At 47.8% G+C, this 21,866-nt stretch carries 19 protein-coding genes and 1 tRNA gene; 13 read left to right on the top strand and 7 right to left on the bottom strand.

Annotation, left to right across the window (positions count from 1 at the left end):
• Positions 1–106 precede the first annotated feature (106 nt).
• Together NDI34_RS09185 and NDI34_RS09180 are read right to left on the bottom strand one after the other, a co-directional pair.
• Positions 107–922 carry an alpha/beta hydrolase gene (locus NDI34_RS09185; protein WP_190440765.1) on the bottom strand — a complete coding sequence of 272 codons (816 nt, stop codon included), beginning with the start codon at positions 920–922 and terminating at the stop codon, positions 107–109.
• A gap of 228 nt (positions 923–1,150) precedes the next feature.
• Complete coding sequence (locus NDI34_RS09180; protein WP_190430404.1) at positions 1,151–1,873, bottom strand: lysophospholipid acyltransferase family protein; 723 nt, start codon at positions 1,871–1,873, stop codon at positions 1,151–1,153.
• Between the two features lie 409 nt (positions 1,874–2,282).
• Here NDI34_RS09180 and metG point away from each other — a divergent pair, with 409 nt between their 5' ends.
• The 3 genes from metG (at position 2,283) to lptC (ending at position 5,858) form a co-directional block, all read left to right on the top strand.
• Positions 2,283–3,875 carry a methionine--tRNA ligase gene (metG, locus tag NDI34_RS09175; RefSeq protein WP_190524665.1) on the top strand — a complete coding sequence of 531 codons (1,593 nt, stop codon included), beginning with the start codon at positions 2,283–2,285 and terminating at the stop codon, positions 3,873–3,875.
• A gap of 166 nt (positions 3,876–4,041) precedes the next feature.
• On the top strand, positions 4,042–4,650 hold the full coding sequence (locus tag NDI34_RS09170) for an NYN domain-containing protein (protein ID WP_190415651.1): 609 nt from the start codon (positions 4,042–4,044) through the stop codon (positions 4,648–4,650).
• Between the two features lie 38 nt (positions 4,651–4,688).
• The gene (lptC, locus tag NDI34_RS09165; RefSeq protein ID WP_348232484.1) at positions 4,689–5,858 is read left to right on the top strand and encodes an LPS export ABC transporter periplasmic protein LptC; all 1,170 of its coding nucleotides are present in this window, start codon (positions 4,689–4,691) and stop codon (positions 5,856–5,858) included.
• Between the two features lie 138 nt (positions 5,859–5,996).
• On the opposite strand, the gene NDI34_RS09160 is transcribed toward lptC, so the two are convergent.
• Entirely contained in the window at positions 5,997–7,322 is a 1,326-nt protein-coding gene (locus NDI34_RS09160) for a D-alanyl-D-alanine carboxypeptidase (protein ID WP_348232483.1), read from the bottom strand.
• A gap of 351 nt (positions 7,323–7,673) precedes the next feature.
• On the opposite strand from NDI34_RS09160, the gene plsX reads away from it, so the two are divergent.
• The 7 genes from plsX (at position 7,674) to NDI34_RS09125 (ending at position 13,342) form a co-directional block, all read left to right on the top strand.
• Positions 7,674–8,705 carry a phosphate acyltransferase PlsX gene (gene plsX, locus NDI34_RS09155; RefSeq protein ID WP_190415645.1) on the top strand — a complete coding sequence of 344 codons (1,032 nt, stop codon included), beginning with the start codon at positions 7,674–7,676 and terminating at the stop codon, positions 8,703–8,705.
• Between the two features lie 127 nt (positions 8,706–8,832).
• Complete coding sequence (locus NDI34_RS09150) at positions 8,833–9,831, top strand: beta-ketoacyl-ACP synthase 3 (RefSeq protein ID WP_190440781.1); 999 nt, start codon at positions 8,833–8,835, stop codon at positions 9,829–9,831.
• Positions 9,832–10,067: 236 nt separating this feature from the next.
• Positions 10,068–10,955, top strand: coding sequence for an ACP S-malonyltransferase (gene fabD / locus NDI34_RS09145; RefSeq protein WP_348232482.1), 888 nt, complete (start codon positions 10,068–10,070; stop codon positions 10,953–10,955).
• Positions 10,945–11,082, top strand: coding sequence for a hypothetical protein (locus tag NDI34_RS09140; protein WP_348232481.1), 138 nt, complete (start codon positions 10,945–10,947; stop codon positions 11,080–11,082). Before fabD ends, NDI34_RS09140 begins: the two co-directional genes overlap by 11 nt.
• Positions 11,075–11,734 carry a 1-acylglycerol-3-phosphate O-acyltransferase gene (locus tag NDI34_RS09135; RefSeq protein ID WP_190684607.1) on the top strand — a complete coding sequence of 220 codons (660 nt, stop codon included), beginning with the start codon at positions 11,075–11,077 and terminating at the stop codon, positions 11,732–11,734. The genes NDI34_RS09140 and NDI34_RS09135 overlap by 8 nt, the downstream gene beginning before the upstream one ends.
• Before the next feature lie 181 nt (positions 11,735–11,915).
• Positions 11,916–12,965, top strand: a complete 1,050-nt coding sequence (locus NDI34_RS09130) for an AI-2E family transporter (protein ID WP_190415744.1) — start codon at positions 11,916–11,918, stop codon at positions 12,963–12,965.
• A gap of 74 nt (positions 12,966–13,039) precedes the next feature.
• Positions 13,040–13,342 carry a DUF2288 domain-containing protein gene (locus tag NDI34_RS09125; RefSeq protein WP_190415638.1) on the top strand — a complete coding sequence of 101 codons (303 nt, stop codon included), beginning with the start codon at positions 13,040–13,042 and terminating at the stop codon, positions 13,340–13,342.
• On the opposite strand, the gene NDI34_RS09120 is transcribed toward NDI34_RS09125, so the two are convergent.
• The 3 genes from NDI34_RS09120 to NDI34_RS09110 all read right to left on the bottom strand — a co-directional run bounded on the left by NDI34_RS09120 (position 13,281) and on the right by NDI34_RS09110 (position 15,298).
• Complete coding sequence (locus NDI34_RS09120; RefSeq protein WP_190532494.1) at positions 13,281–13,958, bottom strand: YdcF family protein; 678 nt, start codon at positions 13,956–13,958, stop codon at positions 13,281–13,283. The two genes, NDI34_RS09125 and NDI34_RS09120, sit on opposite strands and share 62 nt — an antisense overlap.
• A 143-nt stretch (positions 13,959–14,101) precedes the next feature.
• Positions 14,102–14,175, bottom strand: a tRNA-Arg gene (locus tag NDI34_RS09115).
• A gap of 49 nt (positions 14,176–14,224) precedes the next feature.
• Positions 14,225–15,298: a tocopherol cyclase family protein gene (locus tag NDI34_RS09110; protein ID WP_348232480.1), complete on the bottom strand. Its 1,074-nt coding sequence runs from the start codon at positions 15,296–15,298 to the stop codon at positions 14,225–14,227.
• Between the two features lie 140 nt (positions 15,299–15,438).
• Here NDI34_RS09110 and NDI34_RS09105 point away from each other — a divergent pair, with 140 nt between their 5' ends.
• Positions 15,439–15,648, top strand: coding sequence for a hypothetical protein (locus NDI34_RS09105; protein ID WP_190986214.1), 210 nt, complete (start codon positions 15,439–15,441; stop codon positions 15,646–15,648).
• Here the strand turns inward: NDI34_RS09105 and gndA are convergent.
• Positions 15,641–17,137, bottom strand: coding sequence for an NADP-dependent phosphogluconate dehydrogenase (gndA, locus tag NDI34_RS09100; RefSeq protein WP_190668479.1), 1,497 nt, complete (start codon positions 17,135–17,137; stop codon positions 15,641–15,643). The two genes, NDI34_RS09105 and gndA, sit on opposite strands and share 8 nt — an antisense overlap.
• Positions 17,138–17,367: 230 nt before the next feature.
• Here gndA and NDI34_RS09095 point away from each other — a divergent pair, with 230 nt between their 5' ends.
• Both NDI34_RS09095 and ileS read left to right on the top strand, forming a co-directional pair.
• On the top strand, positions 17,368–18,393 hold the full coding sequence (locus NDI34_RS09095) for a Ycf66 family protein (RefSeq protein ID WP_348232479.1): 1,026 nt from the start codon (positions 17,368–17,370) through the stop codon (positions 18,391–18,393).
• 299 nt (positions 18,394–18,692) lie between these two features.
• The gene (gene ileS, locus NDI34_RS09090; RefSeq protein WP_348232478.1) at positions 18,693–21,620 is read left to right on the top strand and encodes an isoleucine--tRNA ligase; all 2,928 of its coding nucleotides are present in this window, start codon (positions 18,693–18,695) and stop codon (positions 21,618–21,620) included.
• The last annotated feature ends 246 nt before the right edge of the window (positions 21,621–21,866 follow it).

The raw sequence follows: 21,866 nt of genomic DNA, 5'->3' as shown, positions 1-21,866 counted from the left end.
AACAGCAGGCTCTTAATGTGCAGAACAAATAGACACGAGGTCGGTTCCCAGCGTACAAAATGACAAGCTTTTATTCAATTCATATCTCCTGCTGAATGACGGCTCGCTAAGAAACCGCCAATAGGGAAACTTTATCCCGACTTTCTAAAAAATTTTCAGCTTTCATAATTGCGTAGAGGTTGACATCAGCTTCTAAAAGACAAGCATGACCGCTCTTCGGCAGTATGACCATTTCCGCGTCGGGTAGGCAAGAAGCTAAGCGCTGAGCTTCACTTACAGAGGGCAGTAGTCGGTCTGTACCTCCGGCAATCACCAGGGTAGGTTGGGTGATGCGACGTAATTGAGAAGCATCAACATCAAAATCTCTGATGAGGGACAGTCGCCAAAGGACAGTTTTTGGGGGTACGGAGTGGATAGCGTCTAGAAGGGCGCGGCGATCGCGCGGTGCAACCCGTTCTAAATGAGCTAAAAACGGCAATAACCACACCGATCCCACTCGGTAGAGGACTTCCGGTATCCAACCGCTCACCAGCGATCCCCAAGCTAGCAGAGGTCGCTGATTAAAGGAAGAAGCGGGGTTGATCAAAATAATTCGGTCAAATAGTTCGGGCGATCGCAACGCTACTTTCATCGCCAAACAGCCCCCAAATGACTCGCCGCACAGATAAACTGACCGATTAGGTTGTTTTTCTACTTCTGCTTCAATCAGCGCTACCACTTGATCGGTTAGATCGTCCCAGCTGGTCAAGTCATCGGCTGGGATGACCAAACAACGGATATCAAAGGCTGCTTCTAACCCCTCGGTCTGCGCTCGCAACAATTGACCCGTGCCATCCATGCCTGGGAGGAACACGAACAGCGGGCAGTCTGGATTAAACAGCCTGGGGGTGAGAAAACAAGGATGGCTTTTTACGTCTGGCATTTCGTAATGTCCATTTAAAAACAACAGGTCAAAAATTTATTGCTTTCTTTGGGGCGGATGCGAACGATTCGAGGACTCAAGACACTTGGGTGAAAAACTAGGCAAGTCTAAATTCTTGAAGGCGACGGATACTGAGAGCGGACTTTGCCCATTTGCCTACCCTTAAGCCATCTACCTGTAGACGTAGGTATTAATTCTTATTCTATGGCAGACTCCCATCCTTGCGAACTAATACCAAACTTGACGAAGTAAACCAGCAATTTCTTCCTGACAGTAATTGATAAGACTGGCAACAGCAGTTTTGGCTTGTTTTCCTTGATATTGTTCCCGCACTTGAGACGTAATCCAACAGGGACGCCCAATTAGGATGCTAGATCGACGGTAAACGACCATCGGATGCCAGCCTGCCTGTTTAAATAGGGGTTCGGAAGGGTCAAATAAACTTAATAATCGCAGAGGGATTGCCGAGTTATTGGTTTCTTCCTGGGATGCGATCGCCACGGGTAAAATTGCCAAATTTTGCACCGGCGCTCGCAAAGCTAAATGAGCAAATCCCCGATGAAAGGTTTTCATTTCATTCGGCTGGGTTAGGCTTACCATTGGTTGGGCACCTTCTGGAAATATCCCAACCACCTGCTGGGACTGCAACAGGCTGATTGCCTTGTTAAAGAAATCTTGCTGGCGGTGTTCTGGCGTCTCCAAAGGGAAACAACCCAGTTGATTGACAATCTCCCGCATCACGGGCACTTGTCCCATGTAGTGATGACAGGCAAAGCGAATCGGACGATTTAAAGCTGCCATCAGGATTGGCGCATCCATGACGCTGCGATGATTGCTCACCACTAAAACGCCACCTTCTTGAGGAACGCGATCCTGATGGTATATATACATCTGCGTTCCCATTGCCTTCATCAGCAAGCGAGAAATCTGTAATGGGTTATCTGAAGACATGCTTTCTATAGGCTTTCTTGCAGGAAGCGCGATCGCTACAGTCAACAGGCAATCGGCTTGATTATAAATGGCTAGAGTCTAGAGGTAGACTGAATCTTGACTCTTGAGTTCATTCTCCACTTTTTACCAAGCCTGGACTTTATTCGTTGAGCAGATGCGATCGATCGCCCCATAACTTAACTTTTCTTAATACAATTATTAACGTAACTTCCTCACCTATACGAATCTCTCAGGGTAGAAATCGCTGGTAAAGATTTTTTACGATTTTAATTTTGTTAAGAAAAAGTAACATTTTATACTTATATTTCCCGGAGCTAAGTGGAACTCTCAAGACAAGATAACGAAAAGATACAAAATTGCAGCCCGAAGTATATGATCAAAAGCAAGAAAGGGGTTGTTTTTTATATTTATGAGTGCTAATCATACAAGTAAAAATTCATTTGCAATTACTACACCACTGTATTATGTGAACGACGTACCCCACATTGGCAGCGCTTATACAACAATGGCGGCGGATGTGGTGGCTCGGTTTGAACGGCTCCGGGGAAAGCCTGTGCTGTTGATTACCGGCACGGATGAGCATGGGCAGAAAATTCAGCGCACAGCAGAAACCAAAGGGCTTTCACCGCAAGCTCACTCGGATGAAATTGCGGCTGGATTCGATGTCCTTTGGCAAAAACTCAATATCCAGTACGATCGGTTTATCCGCACGACGAACTCTCGCCATCAAGCCATTGTTAAAGAGTTTTTCCTGCGCGTCTGGGAAAAAAACGACATTTATTTGGGGCAACAAAAGGGCTGGTATTGCGTCTCTTGCGAGGAATTCAAAGAGGAACGCGACCTTCTAGAAGGACACCACTGCCCCCTCCACCCCAACAAAGAAGTCGAGTGGCGGGATGAACAAAACTACTTTTTTCGCCTCTCTAAGTACCAAAGCCAGCTGGAAGACTTATATCGCCAGCAACCAGATTTTATCCAGCCAGAAATTCGCCGCAATGAAGTTTTGAGCTTTGTCAGCCAGGGGCTTCAAGATTTCTCCATTTCGCGAGTGAATTTAGACTGGGGCTTCCCTATACCCGTCGATCCTAGCCACACCATCTATGTCTGGTTTGATGCCTTGCTGGGCTATGTCACGGCGTTGCTTGAACCAGATAGCGAACCGACGCTAGAGAATGCTTTATCCAAGTGGTGGCCGATTAATATGCACCTGATTGGTAAAGACATTCTGCGGTTTCACGCGGTCTATTGGCCTGCCATGTTAATGTCAGCGGATCTGCCGCTACCCGCTCGAATATTTGGACATGGCTTCCTGACAAAAGACGGGCGAAAGATCAGTAAAACGGTTGGTAATACGATCGATCCCATCGCTTTAGTCGAACGTTACGGAGCTGAGGCTATTCGTTACTATTTTCTCAAGGAGATTGAATTTGGGCAAGACGGAGATTTCAACGAAACTCGGTTTATCAATATCCTCAATGCTGACTTAGCAAACGATCTGGGCAATTTACTCAATCGGACGATGAACATGGCAAAGAAATATTGCAATGGCATCGTGCCTGACTGCTTAGCTGAAAACATCCCCGCAGATAACACAATTAAAGCAATTGGCCTTAGTTTAGGCGATCGCGTTGCTCAAGCTTATGAATCTCTGGCGTTTAGTGATGCGATCGCAGATATTTTCACTCTAATTCGAGCCAGCAACAAATTTATTGACGATCAAGCTCCTTGGACTTTATATAAGCAAGGGCAACAACAGGCCGTCGAACAAGTCCTGTATGCGGTTCTAGAATCTGTTAGACTAGCAGCTTATCTGCTATCACCGATTATTCCTACCATCAGTAGTGACATTTACCAACAGCTAGGTTTTTCAATTGACTTTAATAACAAAACGTTAATAGATGTTTCGGCTGCGTTTTCCGCTCATGCCACTTGGGGAACACTAACTGCAAGACAAGCTTTAGGTGAAGCCAGACCTGTTTTTCCAAGGCTGGAACTCCCCTGAAGAGTTTCGTCTTAGTAGCTAATAGCTGTTGGCTGTTGGCGGATTGACCATCGGGTGCTGATACATACAAAAGTAAAAACTCTGGTACAGACCGCTCTCTCAAAAGCTAAAAGTTCATCAAAATCGCTAATTGCTTTTTTCATAAAAAAATCGAGGCATAACAATCATGTTGAATAATTTCAGCAGTAACGACTCTGTATTTACGCCAGAACAGGTTTTAGAAAATCGCGGTCGTGTAGCCATTTTTATCGATGGATCAAATCTATTTTATGCAGCACTACAGCTCGGTATAGAAATTGATTACACCAAGTTGCTGTGCCGCTTAACCGCTGGATCTCGCTTGTTACGCTCTTTCTTTTACACCGGCGTCGATCGCACGAATGAAAAACAACAGGGTTTTCTGTTGTGGATGCGTCGCAATGGATACCGAGTCATTGCCAAAGACTTGGTACAGCTGCCGGATGGCTCGAAAAAAGCCAACTTGGATGTGGAAATTGCTGTCGATATGATGGCTTTAGTGGGGTCTTACGATACCGCTGTTCTCGTCAGCGGGGATGGGGATTTAGCTTACGCTGTGGATGCCGTTAGCTATCGGGGTGTCCGAGTGGAAGTGGTCAGTTTGCGCTCCATGACCAGCGATAGTTTAATCAATGTATCAGATCGATACATTGACCTGGATAGCATCAAAGAAGATATCCAAAAGACGCCCAGACAAAATTATACTTACCGTCCACTGTCGGGCATTGGCTTTATGGATGACCAAGAAGATAGATAACGCAACCTAAGAAATAAAGACATAAATAGGCAAAAGAAATGAAAAAAGTAGCTCCTCGCAAAAAATTATTTCTTTTGCCTATTTATTTTTTATTATTCACTTTTTTAGTTAGTGCTTGTAATACTGAAAAACGCACGGAAAAAAAATTGCAGAAAGATACTGCTTCCGTGACAGATTTTGAGGGGAGTTTAGTATTCCAAAATGTGACTCTGGATCAGGCAGATGAGAAGGGACAACCTTTGTGGAAAGTGAAGGCAAAGCAGGCAGTTTATACCAAAGATAAGAAAGCTGCTCGCATCCAAAATCCTAGCGGGGATTTGTTCCAAGATGGAAAAATGATTATGCAAATCACCGCAGATAGTGGCGAAGTTCAAGAGGATGGTAAAAAAATCTTTCTGAAGGGTCAGATTGTTGCCACAGACCCTCGGAATGGGGCAGTTTTAAAAGGGAATGAATTAGAGTGGCGACCAAAGGAAGACGTTGTGATCGTGCGTCAAAATCTCGTCGGCACCCATCAAAAGATGGTGGCAACAGCGAAGGAAGGACGATATTTTAGTCGGTCGCAGCATATGGAATTATTGGGTCAAATTGTCGCAACATCGAAAGACCCAGCGGTACAAATGAGAACCGAACATTTAGTGTGGCAAATTCCCCAGCAGATGGTAGTTGGCGATCGCCGCATCCAGATTGACCGCTACACAGGCAATCGCGTGACAGAGCAAGCAGCAGGAGATTCTGGTCAGGTAAACCTGAAAACGAAGATGGCAACGCTGACAAAGAATGTTCAAATGACTTCTTTAGAGCCGCCAGTGCAAATCGCTGGGAATTCTGTTACCTGGAACTTAAACACACAAATGGTTACATCAGACCAACCTGTGAAAGTGGTGCATCAGCAGCAGCAAGTGACGCTGACGGGGAACCGGGGTCAGGTGGATCTGAAGGGAAAAGTGGCTCGTCTAGTTGGTGGCGTCCAAGGCGTTGGCAGCCGGAATAAATCCCAACTTTACGCCAATCAGGTGACTTGGAATATTCCAACTGAAGAATTCGATGCTCAAGGCAATGTAATTTATCATCAACAAGTTGACCCGCCGCTGCACCTGACGGGTTCCAGAGCAGTCGGTAAGTTTCAAGGTCAAACGGTTGTTGTCACGGGTGGCGGTGGTGCTAGCGGTGGTAGTAGCCGGGTGGTGACGGAAATTATTCCTTGAATCGGTAAGCGAGGGTCATAATAACCAAAATGGTATAGCAATCCTATTTGAGTTGTGAGATGCCAGTGGTTGAGATCCCCGACTTCTTGGAAAGTCGGGGATCTTGCCTTCACGAATCATTATGAATACTGTGCGATATTATCGTCGCGCTTGAAAATCTGAGAGAATTTCATTGCGACTGGCGTCACCGAGAAATCCAGCAATATCAGCTCGCCCAGTGCTAGGAAGAATCGCTGCTGGTAGAGTGGGGGGAACGCCCCATCGTTGTACCAGTTTTTGAAGTATTTGGTCTTGTTGTTTTCTAAAACCATCGACATCACCACCCCGGTTGATGATCGCAAAGCAAACCAGACCGCGATCGCGTGTCGGCATTACCCCAGCAAGGGCGCTGACATCGCGCAGGGTGCCAGTTTTGATAATCGTGCCTGAAGGGATGTGGCGAGATACCATCGTTCCCCGGCGATCGCGTCCCGATATCGGGAAGAGGTCGGCTACCGTAAGCTGATGGGGTTGTAAATAACTTTCGATCGCCGTCAGCATTCCACAAACAGCGCGGGGCGAGATGCGATTTTCTACCCCCAAACCAGAGCCATTTACCAGCTGAACTTCCTGTTGGGGGACACCGGCAGACGTAGCCCCCACCTGAGCGACAGCGGATGCCCCCCCAAGGGCTTTTGCCAGCATCTCTGCCATGTCGTTGTTGCTGTAAATGTTCATTTCCTTGAGGATTTGTGCCAAGGACATTGAGCGATGACGCAACAACAAAATTTGCTTGGGAATTGCAATTGATGAAACTTTGACCGAACCCGCGATCGCAATTTGTGGTTTTGGCGTTCCTGGGGGCATTAAGTTGTATAGATATTGGGCATCTCTGGGCCACGAGGTGGGGTTAAATGCTTGTTTGAGCATCTGACCCGCCATATAAGGGTGGGATTGGTAATTCATGTAAAAATCGCCCACAATCACCAAATTGCCGTTGATGCGGCGGATGCCCCGTTTATTTAAAGCATTCCCCAGAGCGATCGCTTCTTCCCACACAAAAAAGGGATCGCCACTGCCATTAATCACCAAATCTCCCTGCAAAACTCCATTTCTCACAGGCCCGGTCGTGCCAATTGAGGTTTCAAACTGATGGCCTGGACCCCAAGTCTCCAACGCAGCAGCAGAAGTCGCAATCTTGGTCAAAGAAGCTGCCGGTAAGGGAATATTTCCCTGATGAGTTGCCAAGGGCATAGAACCCGACTGAATCCACACCCCTTGAGCCGCCTCCCCCATGCCTTTAGCGCTCCAGCCCTTCAAATATTGCCGCATAGTGTTTTCAGCTACCGGATCGGTCGCCATCGATAGGGAAAACAAAGGAACTCCCCGCCACGCAGCCAGTTGGGTAGTATCTATCTCTGTTGTTTTTACCCCAGCCATATTCATCCACAGCGCTACCAATCCAGAGCCAAATAATTGCAACATTCCTCACTTTCCTTTATTCACTAAACAAAGAGCCTGCCGGATGTGCAAGCTACAAAAAAAGCCCAAGGCGGAAATTGCTTCCGCCAGAATGAAGATATTTTTTCGGGAGTTCGCGTATAGGTAAAGCACAAGCAGGGACAAGGAATGAGTAATCGGTGAGCAAGCGAAAATGGATAAACTCTCCCGTGGGACAACTAGTTCTCTATCTTTACCTATTTAGGAGTACCATTTTTTTCAACATTCTTTTATTTATCCTTCCTGCGTCCTGTTTCATCCTCCCGGATTGGCCCCGGTTTCTCCACGAGTCATCGGGTACTGGTAGAATTTTTAAGGTTTATATCACTTTGATCAATGGGATCGACTCGCGCACGGATCGCAATTGACGCTATGGGTGGCGACCACGCCCCCGCCGAAATCGTTGCTGGAGCGCTTAGGGCACAGGAAGAATTAGACGTAGAGGTTTTGCTGGTGGGCGATCCTCATCAGATTGAAGCTTCCCTAGGGCAACACACCAGTTCTCATCTTCCTCAAATTGTGCCTTCTGAGGGCACAATTGAAATGCACGAGGAGCCTCTAAGTGGTTTAAAACGCAAGCCCAAGGCTTCGATCAACGTAGCAATGGATTTGGTAAAACAAAAACAAGCCCAAGCAGTAGTGTCAGCGGGTCATTCAGGAGCCGCTATGGCATCTGCTCTGCTGCGACTGGGACGCCTTCGGGGGATCGACCGCCCCGCCATCGGAGCAGTTTTGCCAACGATGGTAGCTAGTAAATCAGTGCTAATTCTCGATGTCGGCGCAAATGTCGATTGTCGTCCTAAATTTTTGGAGCAGTTCGCACTGATGGGATCGATTTACAGCCAGTATGTGCTGGGTGTAGACGTTCCTAAAGTCGGGTTGCTCAACATTGGTGAAGAAGAATGTAAGGGGAACGATCTAGCGGTTCGCACTTACCAAAGGCTGCAAGAAAATTCGCAAATTTGCTTTACTGGCAATGCCGAAGGGCGAGATGTCCTGACGGGTAATTTTGATGTGGTCGTTTGCGATGGTTTTGCCGGGAATGTTCTGTTGAAATTTGCTGAAGCCGTTGGCGAGGCAGTATTGCAAATCCTCCAGGAAGAGTTACCTCAAGGACTGCGCGGGCAAGTCGGCACGGCTCTGTTGAAACCAAACTTGCGGCGAATAAAGCAGCGGGTAGACCACGCGGAACATGGCGGTTGCTTGTTGTTAGGGGTAGGAGGCATTTGCATTATTAGCCACGGTAGCTCCCAGGCTCCGTCAATTTTCAACGCGATTCGCATCGCGAAAGAAGCTGTTGATAACCAGGTACTGGAGCGAATTCAGTCTCAAGATATCAGTGCTAAACAATCGGCAATCGGCGAATAGCAACAAGTATGAAGGATGAAGTGTAAAATGTGACATTCCAGCGTCGATCGTTTAGAATTAATCGATTTAGCTAAAAGCTAAAATGCTGATAGCTGATACCTAAAGACCCCAGCAAGCATGGAGAGCAATGTTGCAACAAACAGGCGTCGGCGTCGCCATTACCGGAAGCGGCTCTGCGATCCCCTCAGGTTCTCTGGATAATCATGGACTCACTCAGCTGGTAGATACTTCCGATGATTGGATCGCCAGCCGCACCGGGATTTGTCAGCGACGGCTAGCGGGTGAGGAGTCCTTAAGTTCGATCGCCACACTCGCGGCACAAAGAGCGATCGCAATGGCTGGGATCGCCCCAGAAGACCTGGATTTAATTATTCTGGCAACCTCAACTGCCGATGATCTGTTCGGGAGTGCCTCAGCAATTCAGTTTCAACTGGGAGCATCTAGGGCGGTAGCTTTTGATTTAACAGCCGCTTGCTCTGGATTTGTCTTTGGTCTAGTTACGGCATCGCAGTTTATCCGCACCGGCGTCTATCAAAATGTCTTGCTAATTGGGGCTGATATTCTGTCGCGCTGGGTAGATTGGTCAGATCGGGGAACCTGCGTGTTATTTGGGGATGGTGCTGGTGCCATTGTCATGCAGGCGAGCGATCGCGATCGCCTGCTGGGATTTGAACTCCGCAGTGATGGAACCCAGCACAAATCCCTCAGCCTAGCCTACACGGCACAGCCTAAAGAACTGGTTCCTGGGATCAACGTCCAAGCTGGCACTTACCACCCCATCACCATGAACGGCAAGGAAGTTTATCGCTTTGCCGTGCAAAAAGTGCCGGAAGTGCTGGAAAAAGCAATGTTTCGCGCAAATATCAGCATTGAACAAATTGACTGGTTGCTTTTACATCAAGCCAATCAGCGAATTCTTGATGCCGTCGCCCAACGCTTAAAGATTCCTGCTGAAAAAGTCATTAGCAATCTTGCTAACTACGGCAATACTTCTGCTGCTTCCATTCCCTTAGCGCTGGATGAAGCTGTGCGAGAAGGCAAAATTAAACCAGGAGACATGATTGCAACTTCCGGCTTTGGCGCGGGTCTAACGTGGGGCGCAGCGATTTTCCAATGGGGCAGATAAATCAATTTTAGATTTTGAATTTTGCGGAGGTCGGATCTCCGCTTCCAATAATTTTCGATAGGTGGATCGGTAATGGGTAATGAAAGTTAGGAGTGTTAAGGATTGAGTTTTAAGGCAAGAAAGAAATTCTTGAAGTCAAAACTCAGACGCGATCAATTGCGCCTCTAAAACTGAAAACTTTTCTCCAATTACCTATTGCTAATTGCCAATTACGAATTACCAATTACCAATGACCAATGACAAAGACCGCATGGGTGTTTCCTGGGCAAGGTTCTCAGGCAATCGGAATGGGAGTGGATTTATTAGACTTGCCAGAGGCAAAGGCTAAATTTGAGCAAGCCGAGCAAATTTTAGGCTGGTCTGTACCAGAAATCTGTCAGAGTCAGGAAGATAAATTATCCCGCACTCTTTATACCCAGCCCAGCCTGTATGTCGTAGAAAGCATTTTAGCGGATCGAATGCAAGCTGGGAGACATCAACCTAAGCTCGTTGCCGGTCACAGTCTGGGAGAATACGTTGCTCTCTACGTCGCCGGTGTCTTTGACTTTGAGGCGGGGTTGCGTCTAGTGAAACGTCGGGCAGAATTTATGGATAGTGCGTCCGATGGCATGATGGCAGCGCTGATTGGCTTCGACCGCGAACAGCTAGAACAACAAATTCAGCAGACCCCCGACGTTGTATTAGCCAACGACAACAGTTCCGCCCAAGTCGTCATCTCTGGAACGCCGGAAGCGGTGGAAGCAGTGCTAAGTCAAGTAAAGGTTAAGCGTGTTGTCCGCTTGAATGTCTCAGGAGCCTTTCACTCTCCCTTAATGGCGGAAGCTGCCGCCGAGTTCCAGGTAGTTTTGGAGTCAGTTCCATTTAATTCGGCTCAAGTGCCAGTGCTGTCAAATGTGGAACCCGTCCCATCTGTGGACGCTGATATTTTAAAAGAGCGCCTGATCCGTCAGATGACCGGCTCGGTGCGGTGGCGAGAAATTTCCCTACAATTGCCTGTACAAGGAATTTCGCAGGTTGTAGAAATTGGTCCAGGGAAAGTTCTTACGGGTTTAATTAAACGTACTTGCCCCGATTTAACTTTGGAAAACGTGGGTAGTGTTGCAGAGTTGCCGAATGCAGAATAAAGTCCGGCGACCGCAACAGCGCGTGCGAGTGAGAGAATGGAAAAATTCCCTCCTTCCCTCATCAACCAGGGAACGAGAAAAATCAGACAAGGTGGTTAAAGGTTTACAGCGAGAGTACGGTGGATAGCGAATTATCTAATTTAGGCAGAAGCCGCGAGCCTGTTTCGAGTTTAGTTCTATACCACCTGTTTAAGTGGTCGGTGGTCAGCCCCGTGCTTCATGCCTACCTGCGAGGTCGGATTTATGGATGCGAACACGTTCCTCCGATTGGACCACTTCTAGTGGTTAGCAATCATGCCAGTGATTTCGATCCGCCGATTTTGTCCTGCTGCGTGCGACGACCCGTAGCGTATATGGCAAAAGAAGAACTGTTTCGAGTCCCTGTTTTGAAGCAGGCAATTAAGTTGTATGGTGCTTACCCCGTCAAGCGGGGTTCCGCAGACCGGAGTGCGATTCGTTCGGCGCTGTCTCTCCTAGAGGAAGGGTGGGCAGTCGGTGTCTTTTTACAAGGAACGCGGACGCCAGACGCCAGAATTTCAGACCCAAAGCTAGGTGCTGCGCTGATTGCCGCTAAGGCGAAGGTGCCGTTGCTGCCCGTTAGTTTGTGGGGTACGGAAGCGATTTTTAAGAAAGGTTCGCTGGTTCCGCGTCCGGTGCCAGTAACGGTGCGGATTGGTCAGGTAATTGAGCCTCCTAATTCAACAGACCGGGATGAGTTACAGGCGGTAACGCAAAAATGCGCCACAGCGATTCATGCTTTACACGATTTAGGCCGTTAAAGAATTTCAAAAGACAAGATTTTCTCGGCGAAATTAAAACGTTGGGATGATGTCCTGACAGTTGCGCTTTCAGTAGGATTAGGTTATTCCAAATCTGTCTGGATATCCGGCTATTGGTTCATTCAATAAAGAAATGAGTCAATCACCGGGATTCTGGATTAAATCACCATCCCAAAAAGAAATGAGCGAACCTTCTGCCAAGTATCTTTTGCAGCGTCTGAACAATTTGGCATTGGTTAGATTTTTGCTTTTCGTTGCTTCTGGCTGGGCGTTTGTAAAAATTTTAGCTTACTTTGAAACAGTTATTGTCATTTTTACATTTGCAGCTATTGTCGCTTTTCTACTGAGTTATCCCGTGCGATCGCTAACTCGTTTTGTGCCTCACGGTGTTGCTGTTACCGTGGTCTTTATTCTAGGCATGATCGTGATTGCTAGTCTTACTGTCACAGTTGGTTTAACAGTTGTATCGCAAGGGCAACAATTAATTTCTAGCTTAACAACCTTTTTAAATTCTTTAATTCCTTTGGCTTATCAAATAGAAAAATTCCTTTTAAGATTCAATGTTCAAGTAAATTTGAGCATAATTCAAGAACAATTTCAGAATCAAATCGTCTCATCGCTGGGGTTAGGAATCGGTTATAGCTTAACGACTATACAAGTATTTTTTGCCAATTTTCTTAATTTGATATTAATTTCCGTTATTTCTTTTTTTATGTTGCTAGATGGAGAAAAGCTTTGGAAGCTTATTCTTAAGCTTGTTCCTGCACATTTACAAAATAGATTTACGATTGTCATTCAACGCAAGTTTCTCGGATTTTTTCGAGGACAGATGGTTTTATGTTTATTTCTGACTACGACTACTTTTTTGGTTTTTTTAATTCTAAATGTACCATTTCCCTTACTTTTGGCAATTATTGCTGGATTATTCGATTTAATCCCTGGGATTGGAGCTACTTTAGGGGTGGGTATTGTTTTTCTTATTTTATTGTCTCAGAGTGTTTGGTTAGCCGTTCAAGTAGTTGTTGTTTGTATCATAATTCAGCAAGTACAAGACAATTTCATCACGCCCCGGATTATGCAAAATTCGCTTAATATTAATCCAGTTGTTGTATTTTTCGCCTTACTAGTAGGTGCTAGAGTAGCAGGATTACTCGGAATTTTTATTGCAATTCCGATTACTGGAGTCATTGTCAGTTTATTTGAAATTGACGAAATGAAAGCAGAATCTTAGAGAAATATCGTGGGGAGTAGCAGCTTCTATAAAATAGATTAAAATAAAATTTGCTGAAATCAAAAAAATTAAAAATGCAGGGTTTAAGAGAAGAATTAGCAGAATTGCTAGATGAGGCTGAGTGGAACTGGCTGATGCCTCATGCGGAACGGGAGGCTGTGGTTATCGTAGCTCAAGAGCTGGACTTGCTAGATGTTGGGGTAGCGATCGCTAATGATGATGTTTCCTCTGTGCAGCACTGGATTAGCGAACAATTGATTTACAAGCCCTCCGAAGCTCAGAAACAAGATTGGAACGACAACAAAAACAAGCGATTCAGCGCTCTGATTGTGTCGCCTTATGTCTTGGTGAAAGAAACGGCAACGATTCCTGCTTAATCTGATTTGATGACTGACCGAGGGTGGCTCCCGTATAGCCGGTAGTCACCCAAAGAATGGCTCTGGCTCCATCCCGAATTGATTTCTCAATCGGCTCCTGCGGTATGTCCGAAGGCACGACCACGGGCTTTAGAGTAATGCCCCGACTGCCTAAAACAATCTCTCCAATGACTCTGGCGCGGCGCATATGATAGTCAGAGGTAATTAAATAGATGCTGGTGATCCCAAGACTCTGCAACTCATCAACCAGCGTCGTAAAGTTCGTAACCGTATCCACCGCCTGATAGTCCAAATGCAGGCGACTAGGGGCAACCCCAGCTTTGGCAAAAACCCGTTTAACGTAAGCTTTGTTCGTGCTACCTGAAGAAACCCAGATGGGCAAATCTGAATGCTGACGAGCCATTCTTGCTGCCAACTTCTCCCGCTCCAAGGCTGAGGTAGAGCCACCCAAAACTAACATTGCCTGGGGTTTGACCAGGCTTTTTTTAACTTCCTTGTAACCAAACCACAGCGCCACGGGTAGAGCGAGCATTAGCAGCCGAGAATATCTACTTTTAGAGCGCGAGGGCTTGGAAGACAAGTGTTTTTGTCGGCTAGCACCAATTTTCAGGATCATCAATCAATTGAAAAAGCCGTGTTTACATGGGAAGCGATACGCACGAAGCGCGATCGCTAACTGGTTAAAATTCCCTATCCTAGCTAGCGTCCACGTAGATACACTCCACTGGGCGACTAACTGTTTTAGAGAGTAGCAGACAACGGGACTGGCCAGGCTCGAACCGGCGACCTAGCGCTTAGGAGGCGCTCGCTCTATCCAACTGAGCTACAGCCCCAATTCTAAGGCGATCATAGCAGCCCAAGGGCAGCATTACCCAGTTGAATTTAAGTAGACCGCCAGGTTTCTTCCCAAGGGCCACCGCCTGTTTCCAATCCACATAGAGAACTGCCAGCTTTCAGGATGATTTTAGATTTGTCACCCCGTTGGCGCAGTTCCAGGTCAACTTGACCGTTCATCGTGTCGCGACAACAAAAGATTAAACCCTTTTCCGTGGGGGCACGCAGGAGAGTCCCCGGTAAATTTGTAGTAGCGGTTAACTCAACTTCAAACTCGGAGTTATGGGCTTGCATTTGCCAGCTGCCCCAAGGCTCGATATTCCAACTTACTTTCGAGTTCCAGGGTACAAATTCATAAAATTTGCCTTGATAGTGCAAGCCAATCATCGCTACTGATTCCATCCACCACAGCACCCCGCGTCTGCCTCCACCAGCCGTTAAGGCGATATCTGGAGACTCATCAAAACCATTGCAATTCAGCCAGAACCATTTTTGAGGAAAAGAGCGCCCCCAGTTTTTTTCACCGTAGGCAGGGGCGTTGGTGAAGTCGTAGCGTTTTCCATTCCACTCAATCCAGCCAGTTGCCAGCCCGTGAGCCATCAAAATTTGCCATCCCGGTTCAAAAATCGGGAAAGAAGACAACCATCCGGCTGTTGATTGTTGTGGCTGATTTAGATTTCCCCATCCATATACAGGTTTAATCTCATACTGCCAACGCGCTTGAGAACCCGTGCCCGGATCGTGTAAAGCTCCCTGATGCCAAGTAGCGGTGGCTTGATAGCCATCCTGAACGTGACGCTCAAAAGCCTCTGGAGGGAGGTAGGCGGGTTTGGTGGATAAATCGGTTTTGCCCCAGTGTCCCAAGGCTAAAACGTCCCGCAATGCCCAAAATTTGTTGACATCTGGGAAAGTCCGGCAAAGGTAACTATCTTCGGGACCCAGAATTTGGGCAGCACCGCCGCTGTGGGGTTGATTGCCTAGGGGATCTTCGAGGGAGTACATGAAAGCAAAGGTATGTCCGCAATCTAGTAAGGTGACGCGGTAGTACCAACCTTCAAAGAATCGCTGACTGGTGCCGTCCCACTGGTAGCCACTGTGAGGCGTTTGTAAAGGATTTTGCATCAATTCAAATTCCTAACTGTTTCTCAGAATAGCGATCGCCCATTCTCCGCTCCCTGGATGCTGAATGCAAATACCCCAGATCCAGTTTGTGCATGAATTCGTGTAGACAAGTTCTTGATTCAGAACAACCTGGGTAATGAATGTCTGAGAAAGGGGATCTGAGGAGTTGCCTTCAATGTTCACCCGAAAACGCTGGAGAAAGACGCGATCGCGCAGCGTCTACCCAGAAGAATAACGACCCTCCATCTGGAAATTTCCTAAATTTTTGGCGTCCGGAGCCAAAAGCTGTTGAAATCGCGACAACGACGGTCGGGCGGGGATTGCCCGCCCGACTACTCCTATTTATGTAATCGTTGTGCGTACAGCTTCCGCAGGGTCTTGGGCTTGCAGTGGCTCAGGCGTAGAGGTTTGAACGCTTTCCTCATCGACTTGAGTCCACTCGGTATGGAAGAAGCCTGCTTTGTCAATGCGCTCGTAGGTATGAGCACCAAAGTAGTCGCGCTGAGCTTGGGTAAGATTTTGCGGCAAGCGATCGCGTCGGTAACTATCGAAGTAATCTAGCGACGCGCTGAATGCCGGAACTGGAATCCCCAGCTTCGCCGACTGCGCTAATACTTCCCGCCAAGCATCCTGGCGATCCAAAATGGTCTGCTTAAACTCAGGAGCCAAGAGCAAATTCGGCAACTCTGGATTGTCCTTGAAAGCAGATTTAATCTTATTCAAGAATCCGGCTCGAATAATGCAACCACCCTTCCAAATCCGGGCAGTTTCGCTCAAATTCAGGTCATAGGAATAAGCCTTCGACGCCGAACTCAATAGCGCCATCCCTTGGGCGTAAGAGCAAATCTTCGAGCAATACAGAGCATCACGGATTTGGTTAATGAAGGTTTTGGCGTCTCCCTCATACTTGCCACTAGGACCCGTTAATATCTCCGAAGCAGCCACCCGTTCCTTCTTAAAGGCAGACATGATCCGGGCATTCACCGCCGCCGTCATCGTTGGAATAGCGATCCCCAGCTCCAGCGCACTCTGCACCGTCCAGCGACCCGTCCCTTTCTGCCCAGCCGCATCGAGAATCACATCGACCAGAGGCTGACGAGTGTCGGGGTCTCGGTAATTGAAAATATCAGCTGTAATCTCAATCAAATAAGAATTGAGTTCATCAGTCGTATTCCATTCGGCGAATACTTGGTGTAGTTGGTTCGCGTCTAGCCCCAACGCATTCTTGAGCAAGTCGTATGCCTCTGCAATCAGCTGCATATCGCCGTACTCAATGCCATTGTGTACCATCTTGACGTAGTGACCGGCACCCGCAGGGCCGATGTAGGTGACACAGGGGCCATCATCCACCTGAGCCGCAATTTTCGTCAAAATTGGTTCCAGATACTCATAGGAGCTTTTCGTACCTCCCGGCATCAGACTAGGGCCATTCAGCGCTCCTTCTTCACCTCCACTGACGCCCATCCCGATAAATCTGAACCCAGATGGCTCTAATTCGCGGGTGCGACGAGCGGTATCGTCAAATAAGGAGTTGCCACCATCAATAATGATGTCACCCTCATCCAGTAACGGTTTGAGCTGGTTAATCACCGCATCTACCGGCGCACCCGCTTTCACCATAATGAGGATTTTGCGAGGGCGTTCTAAGGATTGGACAAAATCTTCAATGGAATAAGCAGCATAGACATTTTTGCCCTGCGCTCGCTCAGCCATAAAGGCATCCGTTTTTTCTGGAGTGCGATTATAGACGGAAATGGGGAACCCATTACGCTCCACATTCAGCGCCAAGTTCTCGCCCATGACCGCCAAACCAATCACACCAAAGCTCTGCTGTGTCATAAGATTCAATGTTCAACTCTGCAATGCTTTTGAACAGTTGCTTTTCCTTCAGAGTAGCCCGATATCCTGAGAGTTTTCCCTAAAGAAGATATTAAGAGTCGCAAAAGTAGTACAGCCTCCTTCGGCGAAGAATCAACAATTGAAACAGCAGATTTAGTTTTTATTTGTATCTAAGTCAACAATCTCAAGCAGAATTGAAACATAGACACAAGTTTTGGAGCATCCACGAAATGCTGGCAGATATCCTAGCGATCGCTGTTGCAGTCGGTAGCTTCGCCCTTTACATGGCGGCTTTCTTTTTCCCCGAAGTACACCGAAAGAGTGATTTTATCTGGAGTGGGGTGGGATTGTTCTATGCCCTAGTTTTATGGGTGTGTGCTGGACGCATCACCGGCGGTGTGTTGCTAGGTCAAATCGCTAGCGTAGCGCTAGTTGGTTGGTTAGGTTGGGAAACCCTGACATTACGACGCAGTCTCACCCCCGCAGCGCAGCAAACTGAGATTCCGAGTCCCGAAGCATTGCAGGAAAAACTGACCAGTTTATCCATACCGCAGCGGATAACCAGTCTATTTGCAACTTTTAAGGACAAAGCTCAGCAGACGGCAAGTAAAGTGACTCAGGGCAAATCGGGCACTGGAACCACCCAAACAGGGGCATCCAAGACGACACCTGCGCCTACCTCCACCGACGCCGGAAAACCTCGTGTTACCGTGCTGGATAACCGGACAGATGAAGATGAGGATGAAACGGTGTTACTCAATCAACCACCCGTTCCACCCGCACCCTCAAAGCCGGAATCTCAGATGGAAGTAATATCCGTCCCATCTGAAGAAAGTGAAAGTGTCCAAGACACAGACTTGGATGACTTGGAACCCCCAGCATCTGTAGAAGCGACTACAGGAGAAACAGCCATAACTGCACCAGAGACTTCCCCAGCATCACCCTCAAAGGATGACTTGGAACCCCCAGCATCTGTAGAAGCAGCAACGACAGGGGAAACAGCCACAACAGCCCCAGAGACTTCCCCATCATCACCATCATCACCCTCAGAGTTGGAGGCTAGCCCAGAAAACGTACCCGAACCCATTCGTCCGAACCCTCCCGACCCCGAACTGGTGGAAGCTGCTCTAGAAGATGCTGAAGAAAAGCATATTCCAGCTTCACCTCCAGAACCAGCCCATGAAGAAACAAGTGACTCGGTGAGTGGAACAGAGCAGGCAAATCAGCCGTTAGAAAATCCACCCAACCCAACTTGAAAATAAAGGTTAGGAGGAGAATGAGCCGCAAAGCCGTTGTATGGTGCCAAGAAAGCAGCGGAAGGGATAGCAGTCCTAACGCTTTGTGAAGGCGAGATCCCCGACTTCCAGACAGAAGTTGGGGATCTCAAGGGCTGGTATCTCTCAACTAAAATTAGATTGCGATCGCTGCTTATTCCATTTTCTTGCTTTGTGTTCTGTGCATCTTTGCGGTTCATTTTTCCGCTGCAACTTGAAGAGATTGCGATTTGTAACCGATAATGATTGAAAGCAACTCAATCATTTCTCGGCATTAAACTGTGACAGAAACAGGGAACTACAAAGACACCGTTAATCTGCCCAAAACCCAATTTGATATGCGGGCGAACGCTATTAAGCGGGAACCGGAACTGCAAAAATTTTGGGCAGACCAGCAAATTTACGAGCGACTGTCGCAGAACAATCCCGGCGAAATTTTTGTTTTGCATGATGGGCCGCCCTATGCCAATGGTTCGCTCCACATTGGTCATGCTTTAAATAAAATCCTCAAAGACATCATCAACCGCTACCAGCTCCTGCAAGGGCGCAAAGTTCGCTACGTTCCGGGTTGGGATTGTCACGGCTTGCCGATTGAGTTGAAAGTCCTTCAGCAAATGAAGCCAGCAGAGCGGCAAAATCTGACACCTCTGGATCTCCGCCACAAAGCCAGAGATTTTGCGCTTCATACAGTAGACGAGCAGCGCCAAAGCTTCCAACGTTACGGTGTCTGGGGCGACTGGGAGCATCCGTATCTGACTTTAAAACCAGAGTACGAAGCCGCTCAAATTGGCGTCTTCGGTGAGATGGTGCTGAAGGGATATATTTATCGCGGTTTAAAGCCAGTTCACTGGAGTCCTAGTTCTAAAACGGCGCTGGCTGAGGCAGAGTTAGAGTATCCCGAAGATTCTGAAGGTCGCCCAGCTCATACCTCGCGCAGCCTTTATGCAGCTTTCCAGATGACGAATCTGGGGCCAGCCGTGCGATCGCAATTGCAACCATTCTTGCCCGATCTCGGTGTGGCAATTTGGACGACGACGCCTTGGACGATTCCCGCCAACCTAGCGGTAAGCCTGAATCCAGAACTGACTTACGCAGTGGTGGAAGTGGAGGCAGATTCTCTGCCGATTTCGACCAAATACCTGTTAGTGGCTGCGGATTTGGTGGAACGGTTGTCAACGACGCTCTCGACGAATCTCACGGTAAAGGCGACAGTACCGGGTAAAGATTTGGAACACAGCACTTACCAGCACCCACTCTTCGACCGCGAGAGTCCGATTGTGATTGGGGGCGATTATGTCACCACCGATTCTGGTACCGGATTAGTTCACACGGCTCCCGGTCATGGGGATGAGGATTACAAGGTTGGTCAACGCTACGGTTTGCCGCTGCTGTCGCCAGTAGATGCCGATGGCAACTTCACGCAAGAAGCAGGGCAGTTTGCCGGGTTGAACGTCCTGAGTGATGGAAATCAGGCAGTGATTGACGCTCTAAGCCAAGCGCGATCGCTACTGAAAGAGGAACCCTACGTTCACAAATATCCTTACGACTGGCGCACGAAAAAGCCGACCATTTATCGAGCCACAGAACAGTGGTTCGCATCGGTGGAGGGATTTAGAGAAGAGGCGCTAAAAGCGATCGCTTCCGTGACCTGGATTCCCGCTCAAGGTGAAAATCGGATCACGGCAATGGTCGCGGATCGTTCCGATTGGTGTATCTCCCGTCAACGCAACTGGGGCGTGCCAATTCCCGTTTTCTACGACCTAGAAACCAACGAACCGCTACTGAACGAGGAAACCATCGCCCACGTCCAGGCAATCATTGCTGAAAAGGGTTCGGATGTCTGGTGGGAAAGGTCGGTAGAAGAACTCTTGCCAGAAAGTTATCGCCATAACGGTCGCAGCTACCGCAAAGGCACGGATACGATGGATGTCTGGTTTGACTCTGGCTCCTCTTGGGCGGCGGTAGCGAAACAGCGGCCAGAATTGGAATATCCAGCAGATATCTATTTAGAAGGCTCCGATCAGCACCGGGGTTGGTTCCAATCGAGTTTGCTCACGAGTGTGGCAACGAACGACATCGCGCCCTACAAAACTGTCTTGACCCACGGCTTTACCTTGGATGAGCAGGGACGCAAGATGAGTAAATCTCTGGGGAATGTCATCGACCCCTCGATTGTCATCAATGGGGGCAAAAATCAAAAAGAAGAGCCACCCTACGGTGCTGACGTTTTGCGCTTGTGGGTTTCTTCGGTGGATTATTCTTCAGATGTCCCCATCAGCAAGAACATCCTCAAACAGATGGGAGATGTTAGAAACAAGATTCGCAATACGGCGCGGTTCTTATTAGGAAATCTACACGATTTTGACCCAACTAAAGATGCAGTACCTTACGAACAACTGCCAGAACTCGACCGCTATATGTTGCACCGGATGACAGAAGTCTTCGGGGAAGTCACGCAAGCATTTGAGAGTTTCCAGTTCTTCCGCTTTTTTCAAACAGTGCAGAATTTCTGCGTTGTTGACTTGTCCAATTTTTATCTAGATATTGCCAAAGATCGGCTTTATATTAGCGCTCCAGATAGCTTCCGTCGCCGTAGTTGTCAGACAGTTTTGGCGATCGCTCTGGAAAATTTAGCGCGCGCGATCGCGCCGGTTCTCTGTCATACAGCAGAAGATATTTGGCAATATCTCCCCTATCCCACACCCTACAAATCCGTGTTTGAATCGGGGTGGGTGAAGTTAGAGGAGCATTGGAAAGCTCCAAAATTGGCAGGATTTTGGCAACAATTGCGACAAATCCGCACTGAGGTGAATAAGGTGATGGAGCAAGCAAGGGCAGAAAAAATGATTGGCTCTTCTTTGGAAGCCAAGGTATTACTTTATGTCCCAAATGCTGAGTTCCGCTCTTTACTGCAAGCCTTGAATTTGACTTCAGCTTTCCATTCTCATTCTCCGTCTTCAGGATTGGGTAATCGAGTAGATGAGCTGAGATACTTGTTTATCTCCTCCCAAGTAGAGCTGCTAGATTCTTCGGAAGCATTGCAAGGCTTAAAATACAGTTCGCAGACAGAAGCTTTATCGATTGGCGTAGTGAAAGCAGACGGGGAAAAATGCGATCGCTGCTGGAACTACTCGATTCATGTGGGCGAATCTGCCGAGCATCCCCTATTGTGCGAACGTTGCATTCCCGCTTTAGAAGGTAAATTTTAGTTCACAAAAAGCGATGGCTTCGCCTCGGCTAAGAGCCTACGCCCTTCCCTCCGCCCTGCGCTATCCCCTACAGCTCCTAACCCCTCCCTGCTTGCGGGGAGGGGTTAGGAGTGGGGTTCTTTTATTACGATCAATCAGACGGATTCTTCAACATCACATCGCGTCTAGAGAGGCAACGCCAATTAAATTTGCCCCAAATCTAGAAAGCTGAATATTTTGAGTCAAATTGGCTGATTTATTGACAAT

Source organism: Trichocoleus sp. DQ-U1 (assembly GCF_039961925.1).
In the GTDB taxonomy this organism is placed as follows: Bacteria; Cyanobacteriota; Cyanobacteriia; order Cyanobacteriales; family FACHB-T130; genus FACHB-T130.
The sequence above is the reverse complement of the archived record's forward strand: the minus strand, read 5'-3'. Positions and strand labels throughout refer to the sequence as shown.

Coding starts and splice junctions, on each gene's coding strand:
- NDI34_RS09185 (WP_190440765.1), bottom strand. CDS start 922: ATGCCAGACGTAAAAAGCCATCCTTGTTTTCTCACCCCCAGGCTGTTT.
- NDI34_RS09180 (WP_190430404.1), bottom strand. CDS start 1,873: ATGTCTTCAGATAACCCATTACAGATTTCTCGCTTGCTGATGAAGGCA.
- metG (WP_190524665.1), top strand. CDS start 2,283: ATGAGTGCTAATCATACAAGTAAAAATTCATTTGCAATTACTACACCA.
- NDI34_RS09170 (WP_190415651.1), top strand. CDS start 4,042: ATGTTGAATAATTTCAGCAGTAACGACTCTGTATTTACGCCAGAACAG.
- lptC (WP_348232484.1), top strand. CDS start 4,689: ATGAAAAAAGTAGCTCCTCGCAAAAAATTATTTCTTTTGCCTATTTAT.
- NDI34_RS09160 (WP_348232483.1), bottom strand. CDS start 7,322: ATGTTGCAATTATTTGGCTCTGGATTGGTAGCGCTGTGGATGAATATG.
- plsX (WP_190415645.1), top strand. CDS start 7,674: ATGGGATCGACTCGCGCACGGATCGCAATTGACGCTATGGGTGGCGAC.
- NDI34_RS09150 (WP_190440781.1), top strand. CDS start 8,833: ATGTTGCAACAAACAGGCGTCGGCGTCGCCATTACCGGAAGCGGCTCT.
- fabD (WP_348232482.1), top strand. CDS start 10,068: ATGACAAAGACCGCATGGGTGTTTCCTGGGCAAGGTTCTCAGGCAATC.
- NDI34_RS09140 (WP_348232481.1), top strand. CDS start 10,945: ATGCAGAATAAAGTCCGGCGACCGCAACAGCGCGTGCGAGTGAGAGAA.
- NDI34_RS09130 (WP_190415744.1), top strand. CDS start 11,916: ATGAGCGAACCTTCTGCCAAGTATCTTTTGCAGCGTCTGAACAATTTG.
- NDI34_RS09125 (WP_190415638.1), top strand. CDS start 13,040: ATGCAGGGTTTAAGAGAAGAATTAGCAGAATTGCTAGATGAGGCTGAG.
- NDI34_RS09120 (WP_190532494.1), bottom strand. CDS start 13,958: ATGATCCTGAAAATTGGTGCTAGCCGACAAAAACACTTGTCTTCCAAG.
- NDI34_RS09110 (WP_348232480.1), bottom strand. CDS start 15,298: ATGCAAAATCCTTTACAAACGCCTCACAGTGGCTACCAGTGGGACGGC.
- NDI34_RS09105 (WP_190986214.1), top strand. CDS start 15,439: ATGTCTGAGAAAGGGGATCTGAGGAGTTGCCTTCAATGTTCACCCGAA.
- gndA (WP_190668479.1), bottom strand. CDS start 17,137: ATGACACAGCAGAGCTTTGGTGTGATTGGTTTGGCGGTCATGGGCGAG.
- NDI34_RS09095 (WP_348232479.1), top strand. CDS start 17,368: ATGCTGGCAGATATCCTAGCGATCGCTGTTGCAGTCGGTAGCTTCGCC.